Consider the following 18,379-nt stretch of genomic DNA (forward strand, 5'->3'; position numbering starts at 1 on the left):
AGTCCAGTGATGATGGCAAAGAGGCCACACCCGTTCCCATCCCGAACACGGCAGTTAAGCTCTTTTGCGCCGATGGTAGTTGGGGGTTTCCCCCTGTGAGAGTAGGACGTCGCTGGGCATTAAAAGAAAAGCCGTTACCGGTTCCCGGTAGCGGCTTTTTTATTGTTTTCAATCAAACCGTTCTTTCAGCTCTTCGCACAACCTCATCAAACCAAACTCCGGTATAATGAAACGAAAGCACATAATTAATACGCGAGGATGTGGATTATGACACAGCGTCGCCCTTTAGTAGAGGCATTACTGGCATTTCAAAAACAACGGCCGATTTCATTTCATGTGCCGGGACATAAACATGGACGCTTATCAAATTTACCTGAAGAAATGCGTTCGGCTCTTTTATATGATTTAACTGAATTAACTGGGCTCGATGATTTGCACTATGCAGAAGAGGCCATTGAAGAGGCCCAGCAATTGCTGGCGGAAACGTATGGTTCAGACCAGAGTTTCTTTCTTGTGAATGGCTCGACGGTTGGGAACTTGGCAATGGTGCAAGCGGTGTGCCAAGAAGGAGATGAAGTGATTGTCCAGCGCAATGCCCACAAGTCGATTTTCCATGCGCTCGAGCTGGCCAAAGTGCGGCCGATCTACTTAGCCCCTGAATGGGATGCGTCTTCCTTAACGGCCGTGGGCGTATCCTTCGATACGATGAAACGAGCGATTGATGCTTTTCCGAAAGCAAAAGCCGTGGTGCTGACCTATCCCAATTATTACGGCATGGCTATCACAGAGCTCAAACAGATCATCTATTTGTGCCATCAGCATGGCTTGGTCGTATTGGTGGATGAAGCCCATGGCGCCCATTTTCAAGCCGGTATGCCTTTTCCGCATTCTTCTTTAGCGCTTGGCGCCGATGCGGTGGTGCATTCTGCGCACAAAACCTTGCCTGCGATGACGATGGGTTCTTTCCTCCATTTGCAAGGAACCCGCATTGATTCGAATCTCATCAGCAAGTATTTACATATGTTCCAATCGAGCAGCCCGTCCTATCCCATCATGGCTTCTTTGGACGATGCGCGTGCCTTTTTGCAAACTTATTCGCAACCCGACATTCGGACGTTTCAAGAAAAGCGCCAACGTTTTATTGACAGCGCTAAGACGATACCGAGCCTTGCCGTAATTGAAACGGATGATCCGCTAAAATTGCTGTTGCGGGTTGAAAATTACAGCGGCTATCAGTTACAAGACCAGCTAGAACAAAACGGCATTTATGCCGAACTGGCAGACCCTTATCAAGTGCTGTTGATTTTGCCGCTGTTAAAGCAGCAGCATGTCTATCCATTTGCGGAAATTCGCAGCCGGCTAAAAGAAGCGGTCCTAGCGTTGAAAAAAGAAGTGCCCTCGCCTGTGACAATAAAGGCGTTGGAACAAGAAAAAATAAGCGTTCCGGAATTGTCGTTTGAAGAAATGAATGCGGCCGAACAGGAATGGATTTCCTATACTCAAGTGATTGGCCGTATTTCAGCAACAATGGTTGTGCCATATCCGCCGGGAGTGCCGCTTGTGGTAGCCGGTGAAATTTGGACAACCGCCAAACTGGAAAGCCTGCTGGATTATTTGGCGGCAGGCGCTGCCATTCAAGGAGAGCATCGTTTACATCTCAAGCAATTGTCGGTCATACAAGCAGGGAGGCAGGACGAATGAAAAAGTCAGGGTATTTTATTTCGATTGAAGGGCCAGAAGGGGCTGGAAAGTCGACAGTCATCGAAGAAGTCATGAAAAAATTAACCGAAAAACAAATAGAAGCGGTGTTGACGAGAGAGCCAGGCGGCATTGAAATTGCCGAGAAAATCCGCGAAGTGATTTTGGATAAAGCGCATACGGCAATGGATGCCCGTACGGAAGCGTTATTGTATGCAGCGGCGCGTCGGCAGCATTTAGTGGAGAAAGTCGAACCGGCACTCTTGCAAGGTAAAGTGGTGCTGTGCGACCGATTTATCGACAGTTCGCTTGCTTATCAAGGTTTTGCGCGCGGCTTGGGCGTTGATGAAGTTCTGGCAATCAATCAATTTGCCATTCAAGATACCATGCCGGATTTGACCTTGCTTTTTGATATCGAGCCGGAAATCGGTCTTCAGCGCATTTCAGCCAATAGCGGGAGAGAACAAAACCGCTTGGATATGGAGAAGTTGTCGTTTCATCAAAAGGTCTACGAAGGCTACGAAGAAGTAGCGAAGCGCTACCCAGATCGCATCGTCAAAGTGGATGCTTCCCAAACGGTCGACCGTGTGTTGGCGGATGCCTTAGCAATTATTGAAAAACGGTTGGAAAGTTATAGGGTGTGATTCTTTCTTCATGTTATACTTATATAGAAGAAAAATATAAAAGGAGTGAGTGCTGATGAAACTCGTCGTAGCAGTTGTACAGGATCAAGACAGTAACCGTTTATCCAATGCCTTAACAAAAAATGATTTCCGGGCTACCAAGCTTGCCAGTACAGGAGGGTTTTTGCGCTCAGGGAACACGACTTTTTTAATCGGTGTCGAAGACGGCCTTGTGCCGAAACTGATGGATTTAATCCGTGAAAACTGCCGTGCCCGTGAACAAATGGTGGCACCTGTATCGCCAATGGGAGGCAATGCTGATTCTTACATCCCTTACCCAGTGGAAGTAGAAGTAGGCGGCGCGACCATTTTTGTTCTTCCCATCGAACAGTTCCATCATTTTTAAGAACTGCTATAGATCAACGCAACAATCGCTGGCTGAAAGCTTCTTTCCGGCCAGCAACCCCCGTGCTCCGCTTGGAACACGGGATTTTTTACAAAGGCTGAAGGTGAAAATGTGCAGAAGACGGTTGAAGAAATCCAAGAAACGCAGCCAGTGGTCATGAAGAGGCTGCAAGGAGCTTTTGAAAAAGATCGGCTGGCACATGCCTTTCTTTTTGAAGGCCCCGAAGGCTCAGGAAAAAAAGAAATCACTCATTTTTTTGCAAAGCTTTTATTATGCGAAACCCCTATTCAAAATGTTCCATGTGAAACATGTCATAGTTGCAAAACGTACAATTCTGGGAACCACCCAAGCATTGTATTCATTGAACCAGACGGGCAAAATATAAAAATCGATCAAATTCGTGATTTGATTTTAACGATGAATAAAACAGGCTTGGCTTCAGGCCGTAAGATATATGTGATCGAACATGCAGACCGAATGAACAATTCTTCTGCCAATGCATTGTTGAAATTTTTAGAAGAACCAGAAGTGAACGTCACAGCGATTCTTTTGACTGACCGGTTGAACGCCATCATGAGCACAATCCGCTCCCGCTGCCAGCTTGTTAGTTTTCAGCCGCTGTCACGGCCGAAACTGATGGAAAAACTGATGGCAGAAGGCATGACCGCTTCGATGGCTGCAACCGTCAGCATGTTGACGCAAAGTGTAGAAGAAGCAGTTGCGCTAAGCGAAGACGAGCAGTTTGCACAAGCCCGGAAACTGGTTTTAAAAATGGTCGATGTTGCCGGAAAAAACGTCCACGAGGCGTTATTGCTGGTCCAAGCAGAATGGCTTCCATTTTTTAAAGAAAAAGAAGATGCCGAAAGAGGGCTGGACATGTTATTATTTGCATATCGGGACATCGCGACAGTAAAAGCAAGTCTCGACGCTGTATGCACGTATCCCGATATGAAGGAAATTTGGAAGCAGATAGCGCTTCAGCGTTCATTTAGCGTGTTGTCCAAACAATTGCAGGCCATTTTACAAGCAAAGCAGCAATTGCAGCGCAATATGAACCGGACGCTGCTGATGGAGCAATTAATGCTGAATCTGCAGGAGGGGTAGCAAGTGTATAATGTCATAGGAGTCCGTTTTAAAAAAGCGGGTAAAATATATTATTTCGATCCAGGCGAATTCGTGATTGAAAAAGATGATTACGTGATTGTGGAAACGACGCGTGGCGTAGAATACGGCAAAGTGGTCGTTCCAACGAAAGCGGTTGGAGAAAACGATGTCGTGTTGCCATTAAAACAAGTGGTCCGCGTGGCAAGCGAGCGCGATCGCCAGCAAGTGGAAGAAAACCGCCTCGAAGCGGCTCGGGCTTTTGAACAAGGAACCGAGAAAATCGAAGAGCATCGGTTGGATATGAAACTGGTTGACGTGGAATATACGTTTGACCGCAATAAAGTCATTTTCTATTTTACCGCGGAAGGCCGAGTGGATTTCCGCAATTTGGTGAAAGACTTGGCGTCAATTTTCCGGACGCGCATTGAACTTCGCCAAATTGGCGTACGCGATGAAGCAAAAATGCTCGGCGGCATCGGCCCTTGCGGCAGAATGCTTTGCTGTTCAACGTTTTTAGGGGATTTTGAGCCGGTATCGATCAAGATGGCGAAAGACCAGAACTTGTCGTTGAACCCATCAAAAATCTCCGGCCTTTGCGGGCGGTTGATGTGCTGCTTGAAATACGAAAACGATGAATACGAAACCGCGAAAAAAGAAATGCCGGATGTCGGCACGCACGTAACAACTCCAGATGGTGCAGGCCGCGTAGTGGGCATGAACATTTTGGAGCGTGTGTTGAAAATTCGTTTGGCTGAGCAAGAACAAACGTTGGAATATACATTAGAAGAAATCATGAACCAAGGAACGAGAGCGTGAGGTGGTGCAAGTGAAAGAGAAAAACTTTTTGGATACTGTCATGGATTTTGAGCAGCAGCTTGAATCGATGCAAGAGCAATTCCGTGAATTAAAAGCGGTCGTAGCGCATACGATGGAAGAACACCATGCGCTGCAGCTGGAGAATCATCATTTGCGTGCGCGTTTGGATGAACTCCACAAAGCCGTACCTGAAACGGTGGCTGTGGATGCCGTGAAGTTGAAAAAAACGGCGATGGACATCGGCGAAGGCTATGATAACTTGGCGCGTTTGTATCATGAAGGCTACCATGTCTGCCATGTGCATTTCGGCAGTTCCAGAAAAGGCGATGACTGCTTGTTTTGTTTGTCGTTTTTGAATAAACAAAACTGAATAAAAAACGAAAGGCTTCCGACACTGCGTGTGGCGGCAGCCTTTTGCTATGTATGAGGAGTGACGTTATGTTAATGGATGATGAACGGCTTGATTATTTGCTGGCGGAAGATTTGCGGATCATCCAAAGCCCGTCGGTTTTTTCCTTTTCGTTGGATGCGGTGTTATTGGCGCGTTTTGCCTATGTGCCGCTAAAGCGCGGAACGGTTGTCGATTTGTGTACCGGCAATGGTGCCATACCGCTGTTTTTAAGTGCACGGACCGAATCCCGTATCATCGGCGTGGAACTGCAGGAGCGGCTCGCTAACATGGCTCGGAGGAGCGTTGACTATAACGGCTTGTCCGATCAAATCGAAATTATGGAAGGGGATGTTAAAACCATCTCTTCCCGGCTTGGATTTGAGAAATACGATGCCGTAACCTGCAACCCGCCTTATTTTCCAGCCCATGAAATGAGCGACAAGAACATCAGTGAGCACATGGCCATTGCGCGCCACGAACTGCATTTAACGCTGGACGAAGCGGTCCTGGCTGCTAGCCAGTTATTGAAGCAAGGCGGTAAAGCAGCATTTGTCCACCGGTCGGGGCGCTTGATCGATTTGATTGCCGCCATGCGGGCCAACCGGCTGGAACCCAAACGCATTCGCCTTGTTTATCCGAAAGCAGGAAAAGAAGCGAATACGTTATTGATCGAAGGGATTAAAGACGGCAAACCAGATTTGAAGGTCCTGCCGCCGTTAATTGTTTACGGTAAAGACGGGGAATATACCGAAGAAGTGAGAGAACTGCTTTATGGAGACAAATGAGCATTATTTCTACGTACTGGAATGCGCAGACGGTTCTTATTATGCAGGGTATACAAACGATATGGCCAAACGGCTGGCTGCCCATAACGCTGGCAAAGGAGCCAAGTATACGCGGGCAAAAGGGCCAGTCCATGTAATCCACCAGGAAACCTTCGAGTCAAAACCACTGGCCATGAAAGCGGAATACGCTTTCAAGCAATTATCCAAACCACAAAAAATCCGTTATATTGCGGAAGGAAAGAAGGGCGCTCAATGAAATCGCAAAAAAGTTTTCAAGAAAATCGGCCGACGCTGTACTTGGTTGCCACGCCAATCGGCAACCTCGAAGACATGACCGTCCGTGCGCTCCGGATCTTGAAAGAAGTGGACGTCATTGCGGCAGAAGACACCCGAAACACGAAAAAACTATGCAATTATTTTGATATACAAACTAAATTGGTGAGTTACCACGAACACAACCAAGAAAGCGGGGGCTTTAAAATTCTTTCTTATCTGGCAGAAGGAAAGTCAGTCGCACTGGTCAGTGATGCCGGCATGCCGTGTATTTCGGATCCTGGCGAAGACATTGTCAAACGCGCCATTGCCGAAGATTATCCAGTTGTGCCGGTGCCAGGGGCCAATGCCGCGCTTAGCGCCTTGATCGCGTCAGGCATTGCGCCGCAGCCGTTTTTGTTCTACGGCTTTGTGTCGCGCAATAAAAAAGAACGCCAAGCTGAACTCGAGAAATTAAGCCAGAAAGAAGAAACGCTTATTTTTTACGAAGCGCCGCACAGGCTGAAAGAAAGTTTGAAAAGCGTACAAAAGACGTTTGGGAACGACCGGAAAATCGTCCTTGCCCGTGAAGTGACGAAAAAGTTTGAGGAGTTTTTAAGAGGCACTGTGGAAGAAGCGGTAATGTGGACGGATGAAAACGAAATACGGGGAGAGTTCTGCATTATTATAGAAGGAAACGATTCACCCGATGTGGTTGAAAATGAAAAGTGGTGGGAAGGCCTGACCGTCGAAGAACACGTCAACGAGGTAATGGAAAAGAAAAAACTGTCGTCAAAAGAAGCCATCAAAGAGGTCGCAGCCGAACGTCAAATGTCGAAACGTGACATTTATCAAGCGTATCACATATAAAAAAACCGGAAGCTCGAGAGCCTCCGGTTTTTTCTTGCCTTATTTTTTCAAGTTGTTTTGAATTTCTTTCATGAGCATTTCTGCGCCTTCTGGGCTTAAAATCAATTTCCCGCCTACAAGTTGCATATTCTCATCCGAAACTTCGCCAGTTACGGCGCATGTCATATTCGGCATATACTTTTTCAATATAATTTTATCATCATCGACATAGATTTCCAACGCATCTTTTTCTGCGATCCCTAACGTACGGCGCAATTCAATTGGAATAACTACTCGGCCTAGTTCATCAACTTTCCGAACAATTCCTGTTGATTTCATAATAAAAATCCCCCTTTAATTTGTTTTGGATCCAATCGTCAAAATTCGACATTTACCACTTCCTGTCATAAATCATACCAAGTACTGGCAATTAGGTCAATAAAAAACTATCAAATCCATAACAAATTTTCATTTTCTTTGACGAGAATCTGTGGCTAATCGCATTTTTTAGCAAAGTTCTTTCCGATTTGTCAATACAGGCAACAAGACAGCTGTAAAAGACAGTCAAGAGAATGTCGAAAAAAGTGGTTTGGAATTGAAAGATTGTACAAAATTGGCGACTTCGTTAAAATAAGAACTATACAAAAAAACTGGAGGAATTTTTCGTGACTGCTAAAAACAATACTTTTTATTTGACGACTCCGATTTATTATCCAAGCGGAAAATTCCATATTGGAACGGCCTATACGACAGTTGCATCTGATGCAATCGTCCGTTACAAACGATTAAGAGGGTTTGATGTCCGTTTTTTGACCGGCATGGACGAACACGGCCAAAAAATTGAAGAAAAAGCCCAAGAAGCAGGAAAGGCTCCGCAAGAATACGTGGACGAAATGGCTGCGGCAGCTAAAAAAGTTTGGGAAACAATGGACATCACATACGATGATTTTATCCGCACAACCGAAACACGCCATAAAGAAGGCGTGGAGAAGATTTTTCAAACGTTCTTGGACAATGGCGACATCTACAAAGGCGAGTACGAAGGCTGGTACTGCACCCCGTGTGAATCGTTTTACACGGAAGCGCAGCTTGTCGATGGCAATTGCCCGGACTGCGGCCGTCCGGTCCACAAAGTAAAAGAAGAATCGTATTTCTTCAATATGAAAAAATACGCGGACCGGCTGCTCGACTATTACGAGAACAACGTCGAATTTATCGAGCCGGAATCGCGTAAAAATGAAATGATCAACAATTTCATCAAACCGGGCTTGGAAGATTTGTCGGTTTCCCGCACATCGTTTGACTGGGGAATTCCGGTTCCTGGCGATCCGAAGCACGTCATTTACGTTTGGGTGGATGCGTTGTCGAATTACATCACATCACTTGGCTATGGCTCGGAAGACGATTCGCTGTTCAATAAATATTGGCCGGCTGATGTCCATGTAGTCGGAAAAGACATTGTCCGCTTCCACACAATTTATTGGCCGATTTTCCTGATGGCGCTTGATTTGCCTTTGCCCAAAAAAATCTTTGCACATGGATTTATCATGATGAAAGACGGCAAAATGTCGAAATCAAAAGGCAATGTCGTGTATCCAGAAATGCTCGTAGAGCGCTATGGACTAGATGCGACGCGTTATTTCTTATTGCGTGAACTGCCATTCGGTTCAGATGGCGTCTTTTCACCGGAATCATTTATTGAGCGCACCAATTTCGATTTGGCGAACGATCTGGGGAATTTATTGAACCGGACAGTGTCGATGATCAACAAGTATTTTGAGGGAACAGTTCCGCAAGTAGAGGGCTACAAAACCGAATTCGACGAAACGCTTCAGCAAATCGCGAAACAAACGGTAGCAAATTACGAACAGTACATGGAAAAAATGCAGTTTAGCCTGGTGCTGAGCGAAGTATGGACATTGATTTCCAGAACGAACAAATACATCGATGAAACACAGCCATGGGTATTGGCAAAAGACGAAGCGCTGCAGCCGCAACTGGCTTCGGTTATGGGCCACTTGGCGGAAAGCTTGCGCATGACAGCGGTTATGTTGCAGCCGTTCTTGCCGAACGCACCAAAACAAATCGTCGAACAGCTCGGCTTGTCAGAAGACACGCTTGCGTGGGAAACGCTCGAACAGTTTGGCAACATCCCGGCCAGCACAAAAGTCGTCGGCAAAGGAACGCCGATTTTCCCTCGCTTGGAAGTAGAGCCCGAAGTGGCGTACATCCGCGAGCAAATGCGCGGCGGTTCCGCTCCTGTTGAAGAAGAGAAAGTGGAAGAAGTGGTCGAAGCGCCGGACGTTCCGGAAATTACGATCGACGACTTTATGAAAATCGACCTTCGCGCGGCAACCGTCACCGCATGCGAGCCAGTTCCGAAAACGACGAAGCTGTTGAAGCTGCAAGTGGATTTAGGCTACGAGCAGCGCCAAGTGGTGTCGGGCATTGCGGAACATTACAAGCCGGAAGAACTGGTTGGCAAACGCGTCGTCGTAGTCACCAACTTGAAACCGGTGAAATTGCGCGGCGAATGGTCGCAAGGCATGATTTTAGCTGGACAAAAAGACGGCTATTTAACCTTGACCGAAGTAGATGCTAAATTGCCGAACGGAGCTCAAATCAAATAAACAATTGGGCAAATCGTGTGTCCTGCTAAAAATTAGAAATCTTTTTGTAATAACCCAAATGAAAATTCTATAGAAAAAGGGCCTGCTTTTCCGAGCAGGTCCTTTTGCGTTGTAGGTATTTTGGCGGGTGAAATAATTGGAAAAAAGGAATGTGACATGTAAATAACATCTTTTGTTATACAAATGTAATGTTTATGTGAAGAAAGAAACAAGCTAAACGATTAAAATAACTAGTAGTGTGAGGAGAATGATGATGTTTATTGATACCCATGTACATTTGAATGCAGATCAGTATGATGAGGATTTAACAGAAGTCATTGAACGGGCAATACAAAACAATGTCACAAAAATGATTGTCATCGGCTTTGACCGGAAAACAATTGAACGTGCCATGGAACTTGTAGAAACATATGATTTTTTATATGCAGTGGTCGGGTGGCATCCAGTAGACGCCATCGATTGCACAGAAGAAGATTTGCAGTGGATTGAGGAATTGTCGGCCCATCCGAAAGTGGTGGGAATCGGAGAAACCGGATTGGATTATTATTGGGACAAATCCCCGAAAGACATACAACAAGAAGTGTTCCGCAAACAGATCCACCTCGCAAAACGAGTAAACTTGCCGATCATCATCCACAACCGAGATGCAACAGAAGATGTTTTGCGCATTTTAAAAGAAGAAGATGCGAAAACAACGGGCGGCGTGATGCATTGCTTTAGCGGCAGTGTAGAAACGGCGCGCGAAAGCATAGAGATGAATTTTATGATATCCCTCGGCGGGCCGGTAACATTCAAAAATGCCAAGCAGCCGAAAAAAGTCGCAGAATTGATTTCGCTTGACCATTTAATGATTGAGACAGATGCTCCTTATCTAGCTCCGCATCCGTACCGAGGAAAACGCAATGAGCCTTCGTATGTCCCGCTTGTAGCGGAAGAAATTGCCCGTTTAAAAGGAATTTCAGTAGAAGAAGTAGCCACGGCCACGACACGAAATGCAGAGAAATTTTTCAAGTTATCGTAAAGTACGGAAAAATTGGAAGAACCCGTATGAGTTGACGCCTTGAAATCAGGATTATATAATCACCCAGGTGAATAAGGAGGAGTTCTTTTTGTCAAAAGAAGCAAATAATAGTAAAGCTGCAAAATCTTTAAAGAGAAAATCTTTAGCAATTACAATTGCCACAGTATTGATGTTTGCAGCTGTTTTAACTTTCGCCATATATGAAGGAACGAAAAATACAGTCACAATGACGGCCAATGGCCAAAAAGAAGAAGTGAAGACCCATGCAAAAACCGTAGGGGATTTTTTGAAAGAACAGGAAATCAAAGTCGGTGAAGACGATTACTTGAGCCAGTCGGCAAGTGCGCCAATCGAAGGCGATCTTAGCATCGAATGGGACGAAGCTGAACAGTATGCCGTTACCGTAGATGGAAAAACCACTTCCGCATGGACGACGCAAAATACCGTTGCTGATATTTTAGCGAAAGCGAACATTGAAGTAACCGAGCACGATAAAGTTTCACCTGCACTTGAAGCAAAAGTAGATGAGGACACAGCAATATCTGTAGAAAAAGCATTCGAAGTAACACTTTTGGATGGTTTAGAAGAGAAAAAAGTATGGTCCACTTCGACTACGGTCGCTGACTTTTTAAAACAGCAAAAAGTCTCTTTGAGCGAACTTGACCGAGTTGAAAAAGGAATGGACGAATTGGTCCTTCCAAAATCAAAAGTCCAAGTTGTTCGCGTCGAAAAGGTCACCGATGTAGTTGAGGATTCTGTAAAATTTGCAGTTGAAACAAAGAAAGATTCTTCGCTTCTTAAAGGGGAAGAAAAACTGGTTCAAAAAGGCAAAAAAGGCGTTGTTAAGAAAACGTATGAAGTGGTAAAAGAAAACGGCAAAGAAGTAAAACGCGACCTTAAGAAAGAAAAAGTCGTCAAAGAACCAAAAAAACAAGTTACGGCAGTCGGAACAAAAGTAATGGTTGCTTCTGTATCGCGTGGCAAAGATTCATCTTCTGCGAAAAAAGCGACAGCAGCGCAAGCATCCGCTCCTGCGAAAAAAACAGAGCCGGCTAAAAAAGTGGTAAAAGCGGCAAAAGCAACAAAATCATCTGAACCGCAATCAGGCGGGAAAGAATTAATCGTTTCAGCTACCGCTTATACAGCGAATTGCGCTGGCTGTTCAGGCATCACGGCTACTGGCATTAACTTGAAGTCAAACCCAGGCATCAAATTGATTGCAGTTGACCCAAGCGTTATTCCTCTCGGCTCTAAAGTATGGGTGGAAGGCTATGGCTATGCAATTGCAGGAGACACTGGCGGAGCGATAAACGGAAACAAAATTGACTTGTTTTATGCGGACCAATCGGCAGCACTTGCCTTTGGGCGCAAGCAAGTCAAAATAAAAATACTCAATTAATATTATCTAAAGCTTTCTTGGGAATTTCCCGGAAAGCTTTTTCTTTTTACAGGTTTACCCGGCAGCGTGTAAAATAAAACAGGAAGTTTGGAAGCGAGGATGACAATTACGAATGAAGATAAATGAAATTATAGTAGTTGAAGGCAAGGACGATACTGTAGCGGTAAAGCGGGCGGTCAAGGCCGATACGATCGAAACAAATGGGTCGGCCATATCCATGGAGACACTTGACCGGATTGCACATGCCCAAAAAAAGCGCGGCGTCATTGTATTTACCGATCCTGATTATCCGGGAAGACGAATCCGTGCTATTATTGAAGAATACGTGCCAGCCGTCAAGCACGCCTTTTTAGCAAAAGAAAAGACGATTGCAAAAAACGGCAAAGGCCTTGGAATTGAACATGCATGCGACGCCGATATCCGGGAAGCTTTAGCATCTGTTTATACGCCGGTAGAAGCAGAGCGCCCCATTGAAATTACGATGGAGGACTTGATCGATGCGCGTTTAGCGGCACATCCGCAAGCAAAGAAACGGCGCACTGAGCTTGGGAATCTGTTGCAAATCGGCTACACGAACGGAAAACAGCTTCAAAAAAGGCTTCACATGTTTGGCATTTCAAAAGGGCAGTTTATTAAAGCTGTGCAAGCGTTAAATCAGGAGGAACTTTCATGACTAAAGATATAGCTACGCCAATACGCACACAGCAAATTATGGCGAAACACGGATTAACCGTGAAAAAAAGTTTAGGACAAAATTTCTTGATCGATCCGAACATCCTTCGGAAAATCGTCGGCCAAGCAAAATTGACAAAGCAGTCTGCTGCCATCGAAGTCGGTCCGGGAATCGGTGCATTGACCGAGCATTTGGCGCGGGAAGCGGGAAAAGTACTGGCTTTTGAAATTGATCAGCGCTTATTGCCGGTGCTTGAAGACACGTTGTCGCCGTATGACAACATCTCCATCATTCATTCCGATATTTTAAAAGCGGACGTGGAAGCGGCCATAAAAGAAGAACTAGCCGGCTATGAAGACATCATGGTCGTGGCGAATTTGCCATATTACGTAACGACGCCGATCATCTTAAAGTTGTTGCTCGAACGGTTGCCAATACGCGGCTTAGTCGTCATGCTGCAAAAAGAAGTAGCGGAACGCATTACAGCAAAACCGGGCACAAAAGCATACGGCTCGTTGTCAATAGCGATCCAGTACTACACAGAAGCGGAAATGGCGCTGACGGTGCCGAAATCGGTGTTTCTTCCGCAGCCGAACGTCGATTCCGCAGTCATTCGCATGATCAAACGGCCGCGGCCGATCGTAGAAGTGATCGATGAAGATTTCTTTTTCAAGGTAACGAGGGGTTCGTTTGTCCAGCGCCGCAAGACCATCTTCAATAATTTGCAAGTCGGCCTTCCAGGCGGAAAAGAAAACAAAGAATGGATTTTGAAAGCATTAGAAGAAGCAGAAATTGATCCGACCCGCCGCGGCGAAACCTTGTCGATTGAAGAATTCGGAAACTTGGCTAACAAATTGCATCCGTATTTCATGAAAGCAGAATAAGCAACAAGCCTTTGGGCAAAATAAATTATGTATTTCGGGTAAAAAAATATTGACAGCACATGACCAACGCTGATAAAATTATAAATTTATTTGACTTATTACTTGATTTATGGTAGAGTTTGTCTATAGTGAGGTGTAGACAAGATGCCCAAAACTTTGGCGGATATTAAAAAATCGTTGGATCTACATGTAGGAAAACGATTGCTTTTGAAGGCAAACGGAGGTCGCAAAAAAACGGTCGAACGCAGTGGGATTTTGCGCGAGACATATCACTCCGTGTTCGTGATTGAACTAGATCAAGATGAGCACGCATTTGAACGTGTGTCTTACAGCTACGCAGACATTCTGACAGAAGCGGTAGAAATTACTGTGTATGAAGGAACAGAAGAAGAATTAGTAGTTAAATAATCGATATTATCTATAGTATTTTTTTGAAGACTCGCAATCTGTTATTAACAGAAGGTGGGTTTTTTTGTGTTCAGACTACAGCGCTTTTTTTGTTTCTTTTCTCCAATTCTCCCCAATTTGTCGTCTTGTGTTAAAATAGTTTTCATTAGACTATAAAAGGAGGCAGTGGAATGCTCTACGTAAAAGCACCTGCCAAAATCAATTTAACATTAGACGTATTACATAAACGCCCCGACAACTATCACGAAATCGAAATGATCATGACCACTGTCGATTTATCAGATCGCATTGGGTTGATGGGAACGGCGAAAGGAATCCATATCGAATCGGCTGACCGCTTTGTGCCGAATGATTCCCGCAACTTGGCCTACCAGGCTGCCCAGCTGATCAAAGATACATACAACATTTCCACCGGCGTAATCATTCATTTGGACAAACAGATTCCGGTAGCGGCCGGGCTTGCTGGCGGCAGCAGTGACGCGGCGGCAACGCTGAAAGGGCTGAACAAGTTATGGCAGCTGAATTTAAGCTTGGACGAGTTGGCGGAGCTGGGCGCTAAAATTGGCTCCGACGTGCCGTTTTGCGTCTACGGCGGAACCGCGTTAGCAAAAGGCCGCGGCGAAATCATCGAACAGCTTCCAACGCCGCCGAACTGCTGGGTCATTTTAGCGAAGCCTACAATCGGCGTTTCGACCGCTGACGTGTACGGTGCTTTTGATGCGAATAAAGCCTACCACCCGGATACTGAGCAAATGATCCGGGCGCTTGAAACAGAGGACTATGAAGCGATGTGCGCCAACTTAGGAAATGCCCTGGAAAGCGTCACATTAGATTTGCATCCCGAAGTGGCGCAAATCAAAGACCAAATGAAGAAATTTGGCGCGGATGCCGTCTTAATGAGCGGCAGCGGCCCAACCGTGTTTGGCTTGGTGCAGCAAGAAGCCCGCATTCCACGGATTTACAACGGCTTGCGTGGGTTCTGTTCCGAAGTTTATGCAGTTCGGTTGATTGGTGAACGAGAGATCCTTGCTTAAATACGGATATTTATGGTAAGTTTTCATTAAATCATTCGTGTTTAGGAGAGTGCAGTATGAAGTGGAAGCGCAGCGAACGATTAGTGGATATGACGCATTATTTATTGGAACACCCTCATAAACTAATCCCGCTTACTTATTTTTCGGATTTGTATCAGTCTGCCAAATCTTCGATCAGCGAAGACTTGGGGATCGTCAAGGAAACGTTTGAAGAAAAAGGCATCGGGCTGTTGCTCACCGTTCCGGGGGCAGCAGGCGGCGTTAAATACGTTCCAAAACTTCATGCGGAAGAAATTAAAACCATTATGAAGGAATTGATGGCAGAATTGAGCCATTCCGACCGGCTTTTGCCAGGCGGCTATTTGTACATGACTGATGTGCTTGGCAATCCGGACATGATGAACCGGGTCGGCAAAGTGTTTGCCACTGCATTTGCTAAGGAAAAAATCGATGTCATTATGACGGTGGCGACGAAAGGCATTCCGATCGCCCACGCTATCGCCCGCCATTTGAATGTGCCGGTTGTCATTGTGCGCAGAGACAGCAAAGTGACCGAAGGCTCAACCGTCAGCATCAATTACGTGTCGGGGTCATCACGCCGCATCCAAACGATGGTGTTGTCAAAGCGCAGCATGAAAAGCGGCCAGCGCGTGCTGATCACCGATGATTTCATGAAAGTCGGCGGCACGATGAACGGCATGAAAAACTTGCTGGAAGAATTCGACTGCACGTTGGCGGGTGTGGCGGTATTGGTGGAAGCGGAGCATGCCGATGAGCGGCTGGTCGAGAAATATTTGTCGCTCGTCAAATTGCATGAAGTGAGCGAAAAAGAACGCACCATTGCATTAGAAGAAGGCAATTACTTTACTCATGGAGGTTTTTGATATGAAATACGTAGCAACTGACAAAGCACCAGCGGCAATTGGCCCGTATTCGCAAGGCATTATTGCAGGAGGCCTGTTTTACAGCTCAGGCCAAATTCCATTGACTCCTTCAGGCGACTTTATCCAAGGGTCGATTGAAGAACAAACACATCAAGTTTTCGCGAACTTGAAAGCCGTTTTGCAAGAAGCAGGCTCTTCGCTTGAAGATGTAATTAAAACAACCGTGTTTATTAAAGACATGAACGACTTTGCCGCATTGAACGAAGTGTACGGTTCTTACTTCAGCGAGCATAAGCCAGCGCGTTCAACTGTAGAAGTGGCGCGTTTGCCAAAAGACGCAAAAGTGGAAATCGAAGTCATCGCAAAAACAGCAAACTAATCGAAAATCCCAAAGGCCGCGGCAAATGGTCTTTGGTTTTTTTGTTTACAGCTAAAATGATGGGCAATCCACAAAAATTATAGAGCTTTATAAATTGAATAAACACTATTAAATCAGCCTTTTTAGACTGGTTTTTTTTATTATTCAGGACTATTGATTAAATTTTCTAATTAATTTCAAAATTATTGAAGGAGTTTAGTTCTATTTATCGAATACCTTTAGGTAGCTTCACAAAATGGCATCTTAGGGGAGAGGTGAGAACACAATGGAAGTTACCGATGTGAGATTACGGCGCGTACAGACAGAAGGGCGCATGAGAGCGATTGCTTCAATCACATTAGACAATGAGTTCGTGGTACATGATATTCGTGTGATTGATGGCAATGAGGGATTATTTGTGGCAATGCCGAGTAAACGGACGCCAGACGGAGAATTCCGGGATATTGCACACCCGATCAATTCGGGCACGCGCAATAAATTGCAAGAGGCGATATTATCCGCTTATGAACAAAGTGAAAACGATCCGGTTTTTGAAGAAGCCAGTGTTTAATTTTTCAAATCCAAAGAGCCTTCTCTAAAAGATAGGCTCTTTTTTTGTTGGATTTTGATAATGTCATGGGATTGTCATGCCTTGGAACCTTGAAAAACCAAGGTTTTTCCGCTATAGTCAAGAAGGAAAACTCTAAGCAAAAAAATAGGAAAAGCTGTAACAGCTTATATAAAGAAAAGCTGCACCAAAGATCAAAGTAATGGAGGATCGATTTATGACACATACATACACAGTTATTCTGGCGGCCGGACAAGGCACGCGCATGAAGTCGAAATTGTACAAAGTGCTTCATCCTGTTTGCGGCATGCCCATGGTCGAACATGTGGCCAATAATGTCGAGCAGCTCGGGGTCGAGAAAATTGTCACAATCGTTGGCCACGGCGCTGAAAAAGTAAAAGAACAATTGGGAGCAAAAAGCGAATACGCGCTTCAAGCAGAACAATTGGGAACAGCCCATGCTGTGCAGCAAGCTGCTTCGTTAATTGAAGGAAAACCGGGCACAACATTGGTCGTCTGCGGAGATACGCCGTTGATCCGTCCGGAAACAATGGAATCTTTGCTCGCGCACCATGCAGCAACCACTGCCAAAGCGACGATTTTAACTGCGATTGCTGAAAATCCGACCGGCTATGGCCGCATTCTGCGCAATGCATCGGGAAGCGTCGAAAAAATTGTGGAGCAAAAAGATGCATCGGTTGAAGAACAGCAAGTGAACGAAATCAACACCGGCACTTATTGCTTCGACAACGAAGCGCTTTTCGAAGCGTTGAAATTAGTATCAAATAATAACGCACAAGGCGAATACTATTTGCCGGATGTCATTGAAATTCTGCAAAAGCAAGGCGAAGTTGTTGCTGCTTTTGCAACGGATAGTTTTGAAGAGACGCTTGGCGTGAACGACCGTGTGGCGTTGAGCGAAGCGGAACGCATTTTGCGTGTGCGCATTGCTGAAAAACATATGCGTGCTGGCGTATCCATAATTGATCCTGCTTCTACTTATATTAGTGCGCAAGCAGAAATCGGAGCGGATACAATTCTGCAGCCAAACGTCATGATTGAAGGTGCGACGAAAATCGGCGAAGATTGCTTTATTTCGTCAGGAACGACGATTTCAAACAGCGTCATTGGGGATCGCACGACGATCCGTTCATCTCATGTCTACGACAGTGTTGTAGGAGAAGATGTGGCAGTAGGGCCGTTCGCTCATCTTCGTCCGGAAAGCAATTTAGGAAACGACGTGAAAATCGGCAATTTTGTTGAAGTGAAAAAAGCGGCGCTTGGAAATGGCAGCAAAGTATCCCACTTGAGCTATATTGGCGATGCAGAAATTGGAACAAATGTGAACATTGGCTGTGGCACCATTACCGTCAATTACGACGGCAAAAATAAACACCTGACCAAAATTGAAGATGATTCCTTTATTGGATGCAACTCAAATTTGATTGCGCCGGTTACAATTGGCAAAGGTTCGTATGTAGCAGCAGGATCCACAATTTCGAAAAACGTGCCAAGTGATTCATTAGCGATTGCGCGTGCGCGCCAAGAAAATAAAGAAGGCTACGCCAACAAATTAAACGGGAAAAAATAGGAGGG

At 45.4% G+C, this 18,379-nt stretch carries 21 protein-coding genes and 1 rRNA gene; 21 read left to right on the plus strand and 1 reads right to left on the minus strand.

What is annotated here, in order from left to right; genetic code table 11:
- Positions 1-2: 2 nt before the first annotated feature.
- From rrf to rsmI, 10 genes are all read left to right on the plus strand, one after another.
- Positions 3-118, plus strand: a 5S ribosomal RNA gene (gene rrf, locus ACRRQV_RS17670).
- Positions 119-267: 149 nt separating this feature from the next.
- A complete protein-coding gene (locus ACRRQV_RS17675; RefSeq protein WP_432533491.1) occupies positions 268-1,701 on the plus strand; it encodes an aminotransferase class I/II-fold pyridoxal phosphate-dependent enzyme in 1,434 nt (477 codons plus the stop codon).
- Positions 1,698-2,342 carry a dTMP kinase gene (tmk, locus tag ACRRQV_RS17680; protein WP_432533494.1) on the plus strand — a complete coding sequence of 215 codons (645 nt, stop codon included), beginning with the start codon at positions 1,698-1,700 and terminating at the stop codon, positions 2,340-2,342. The genes ACRRQV_RS17675 and tmk overlap by 4 nt, the downstream gene beginning before the upstream one ends.
- 55 nt (positions 2,343-2,397) lie before the next feature.
- Positions 2,398-2,727: a cyclic-di-AMP receptor gene (locus tag ACRRQV_RS17685; RefSeq protein ID WP_432533497.1), complete on the plus strand. Its 330-nt coding sequence runs from the start codon at positions 2,398-2,400 to the stop codon at positions 2,725-2,727.
- 111 nt (positions 2,728-2,838) lie between these two features.
- The gene (holB, locus tag ACRRQV_RS17690) at positions 2,839-3,831 is read left to right on the plus strand and encodes a DNA polymerase III subunit delta' (RefSeq protein WP_432533500.1); all 993 of its coding nucleotides are present in this window, start codon (positions 2,839-2,841) and stop codon (positions 3,829-3,831) included.
- A 3-nt stretch (positions 3,832-3,834) separates the two neighbouring features.
- On the plus strand, positions 3,835-4,647 hold the full coding sequence (locus ACRRQV_RS17695) for a PSP1 domain-containing protein (RefSeq protein WP_432533503.1): 813 nt from the start codon (positions 3,835-3,837) through the stop codon (positions 4,645-4,647).
- A gap of 10 nt (positions 4,648-4,657) precedes the next feature.
- Positions 4,658-5,017, plus strand: coding sequence for a DNA replication initiation control protein YabA (gene yabA, locus ACRRQV_RS17700; protein ID WP_432533506.1), 360 nt, complete (start codon positions 4,658-4,660; stop codon positions 5,015-5,017).
- Between the two features lie 68 nt (positions 5,018-5,085).
- Entirely contained in the window at positions 5,086-5,823 is a 738-nt protein-coding gene (locus ACRRQV_RS17705) for a tRNA1(Val) (adenine(37)-N6)-methyltransferase (RefSeq protein WP_432533509.1), read from the plus strand.
- Positions 5,810-6,079, plus strand: a complete 270-nt coding sequence (locus ACRRQV_RS17710) for a GIY-YIG nuclease family protein (RefSeq protein WP_432533512.1) — start codon at positions 5,810-5,812, stop codon at positions 6,077-6,079. The genes ACRRQV_RS17705 and ACRRQV_RS17710 overlap by 14 nt, the downstream gene beginning before the upstream one ends.
- Entirely contained in the window at positions 6,076-6,945 is an 870-nt protein-coding gene (gene rsmI, locus ACRRQV_RS17715) for a 16S rRNA (cytidine(1402)-2'-O)-methyltransferase (RefSeq protein WP_432533515.1), read from the plus strand. Before ACRRQV_RS17710 ends, rsmI begins: the two co-directional genes overlap by 4 nt.
- Before the next feature lie 39 nt (positions 6,946-6,984).
- On the opposite strand, the gene ACRRQV_RS17720 is transcribed toward rsmI, so the two are convergent.
- Complete coding sequence (locus ACRRQV_RS17720) at positions 6,985-7,263, minus strand: AbrB/MazE/SpoVT family DNA-binding domain-containing protein (protein ID WP_432533517.1); 279 nt, start codon at positions 7,261-7,263, stop codon at positions 6,985-6,987.
- Positions 7,264-7,589: 326 nt separating this feature from the next.
- Between ACRRQV_RS17720 and metG the strand changes: the two genes are divergently transcribed.
- The 11 genes from metG (at position 7,590) to glmU (ending at position 18,374) form a co-directional block, all read left to right on the plus strand.
- Complete coding sequence (gene metG, locus ACRRQV_RS17725; protein WP_432533520.1) at positions 7,590-9,554, plus strand: methionine--tRNA ligase; 1,965 nt, start codon at positions 7,590-7,592, stop codon at positions 9,552-9,554.
- Between the two features lie 253 nt (positions 9,555-9,807).
- Entirely contained in the window at positions 9,808-10,575 is a 768-nt protein-coding gene (locus tag ACRRQV_RS17730) for a TatD family hydrolase (RefSeq protein WP_432533613.1), read from the plus strand.
- 88 nt (positions 10,576-10,663) lie between these two features.
- Entirely contained in the window at positions 10,664-11,974 is a 1,311-nt protein-coding gene (locus tag ACRRQV_RS17735; RefSeq protein WP_432533523.1) for a ubiquitin-like domain-containing protein, read from the plus strand.
- Between the two features lie 112 nt (positions 11,975-12,086).
- A complete protein-coding gene (gene rnmV / locus ACRRQV_RS17740) occupies positions 12,087-12,647 on the plus strand; it encodes a ribonuclease M5 (protein ID WP_432533526.1) in 561 nt (186 codons plus the stop codon).
- Positions 12,644-13,531: a 16S rRNA (adenine(1518)-N(6)/adenine(1519)-N(6))-dimethyltransferase RsmA gene (rsmA, locus tag ACRRQV_RS17745; protein WP_432533529.1), complete on the plus strand. Its 888-nt coding sequence runs from the start codon at positions 12,644-12,646 to the stop codon at positions 13,529-13,531. The genes rnmV and rsmA overlap by 4 nt, the downstream gene beginning before the upstream one ends.
- Before the next feature lie 144 nt (positions 13,532-13,675).
- A complete protein-coding gene (veg, locus tag ACRRQV_RS17750) occupies positions 13,676-13,939 on the plus strand; it encodes a biofilm formation stimulator Veg (protein ID WP_432533532.1) in 264 nt (87 codons plus the stop codon).
- A gap of 170 nt (positions 13,940-14,109) precedes the next feature.
- Positions 14,110-14,973, plus strand: a complete 864-nt coding sequence (ispE, locus tag ACRRQV_RS17755) for a 4-(cytidine 5'-diphospho)-2-C-methyl-D-erythritol kinase (RefSeq protein WP_432533535.1) — start codon at positions 14,110-14,112, stop codon at positions 14,971-14,973.
- A 56-nt stretch (positions 14,974-15,029) separates the two neighbouring features.
- A complete protein-coding gene (gene purR, locus ACRRQV_RS17760; RefSeq protein ID WP_432533538.1) occupies positions 15,030-15,857 on the plus strand; it encodes a pur operon repressor in 828 nt (275 codons plus the stop codon).
- Position 15,858: 1 nt separating this feature from the next.
- Complete coding sequence (locus ACRRQV_RS17765) at positions 15,859-16,236, plus strand: RidA family protein (RefSeq protein WP_432533541.1); 378 nt, start codon at positions 15,859-15,861, stop codon at positions 16,234-16,236.
- 265 nt (positions 16,237-16,501) lie between these two features.
- The gene (gene spoVG, locus ACRRQV_RS17770) at positions 16,502-16,786 is read left to right on the plus strand and encodes a septation regulator SpoVG (protein ID WP_432533544.1); all 285 of its coding nucleotides are present in this window, start codon (positions 16,502-16,504) and stop codon (positions 16,784-16,786) included.
- Positions 16,787-17,000: 214 nt separating this feature from the next.
- Positions 17,001-18,374 carry a bifunctional UDP-N-acetylglucosamine diphosphorylase/glucosamine-1-phosphate N-acetyltransferase GlmU gene (gene glmU, locus ACRRQV_RS17775; RefSeq protein WP_432533547.1) on the plus strand — a complete coding sequence of 458 codons (1,374 nt, stop codon included), beginning with the start codon at positions 17,001-17,003 and terminating at the stop codon, positions 18,372-18,374.
- The last annotated feature ends 5 nt before the right edge of the window (positions 18,375-18,379 follow it).

The sequence above is a fragment of the Planococcus sp. YIM B11945 genome (assembly GCF_050864155.1).
Taxonomy (GTDB): Bacteria; Bacillota; Bacilli; order Bacillales_A; family Planococcaceae; genus Planococcus.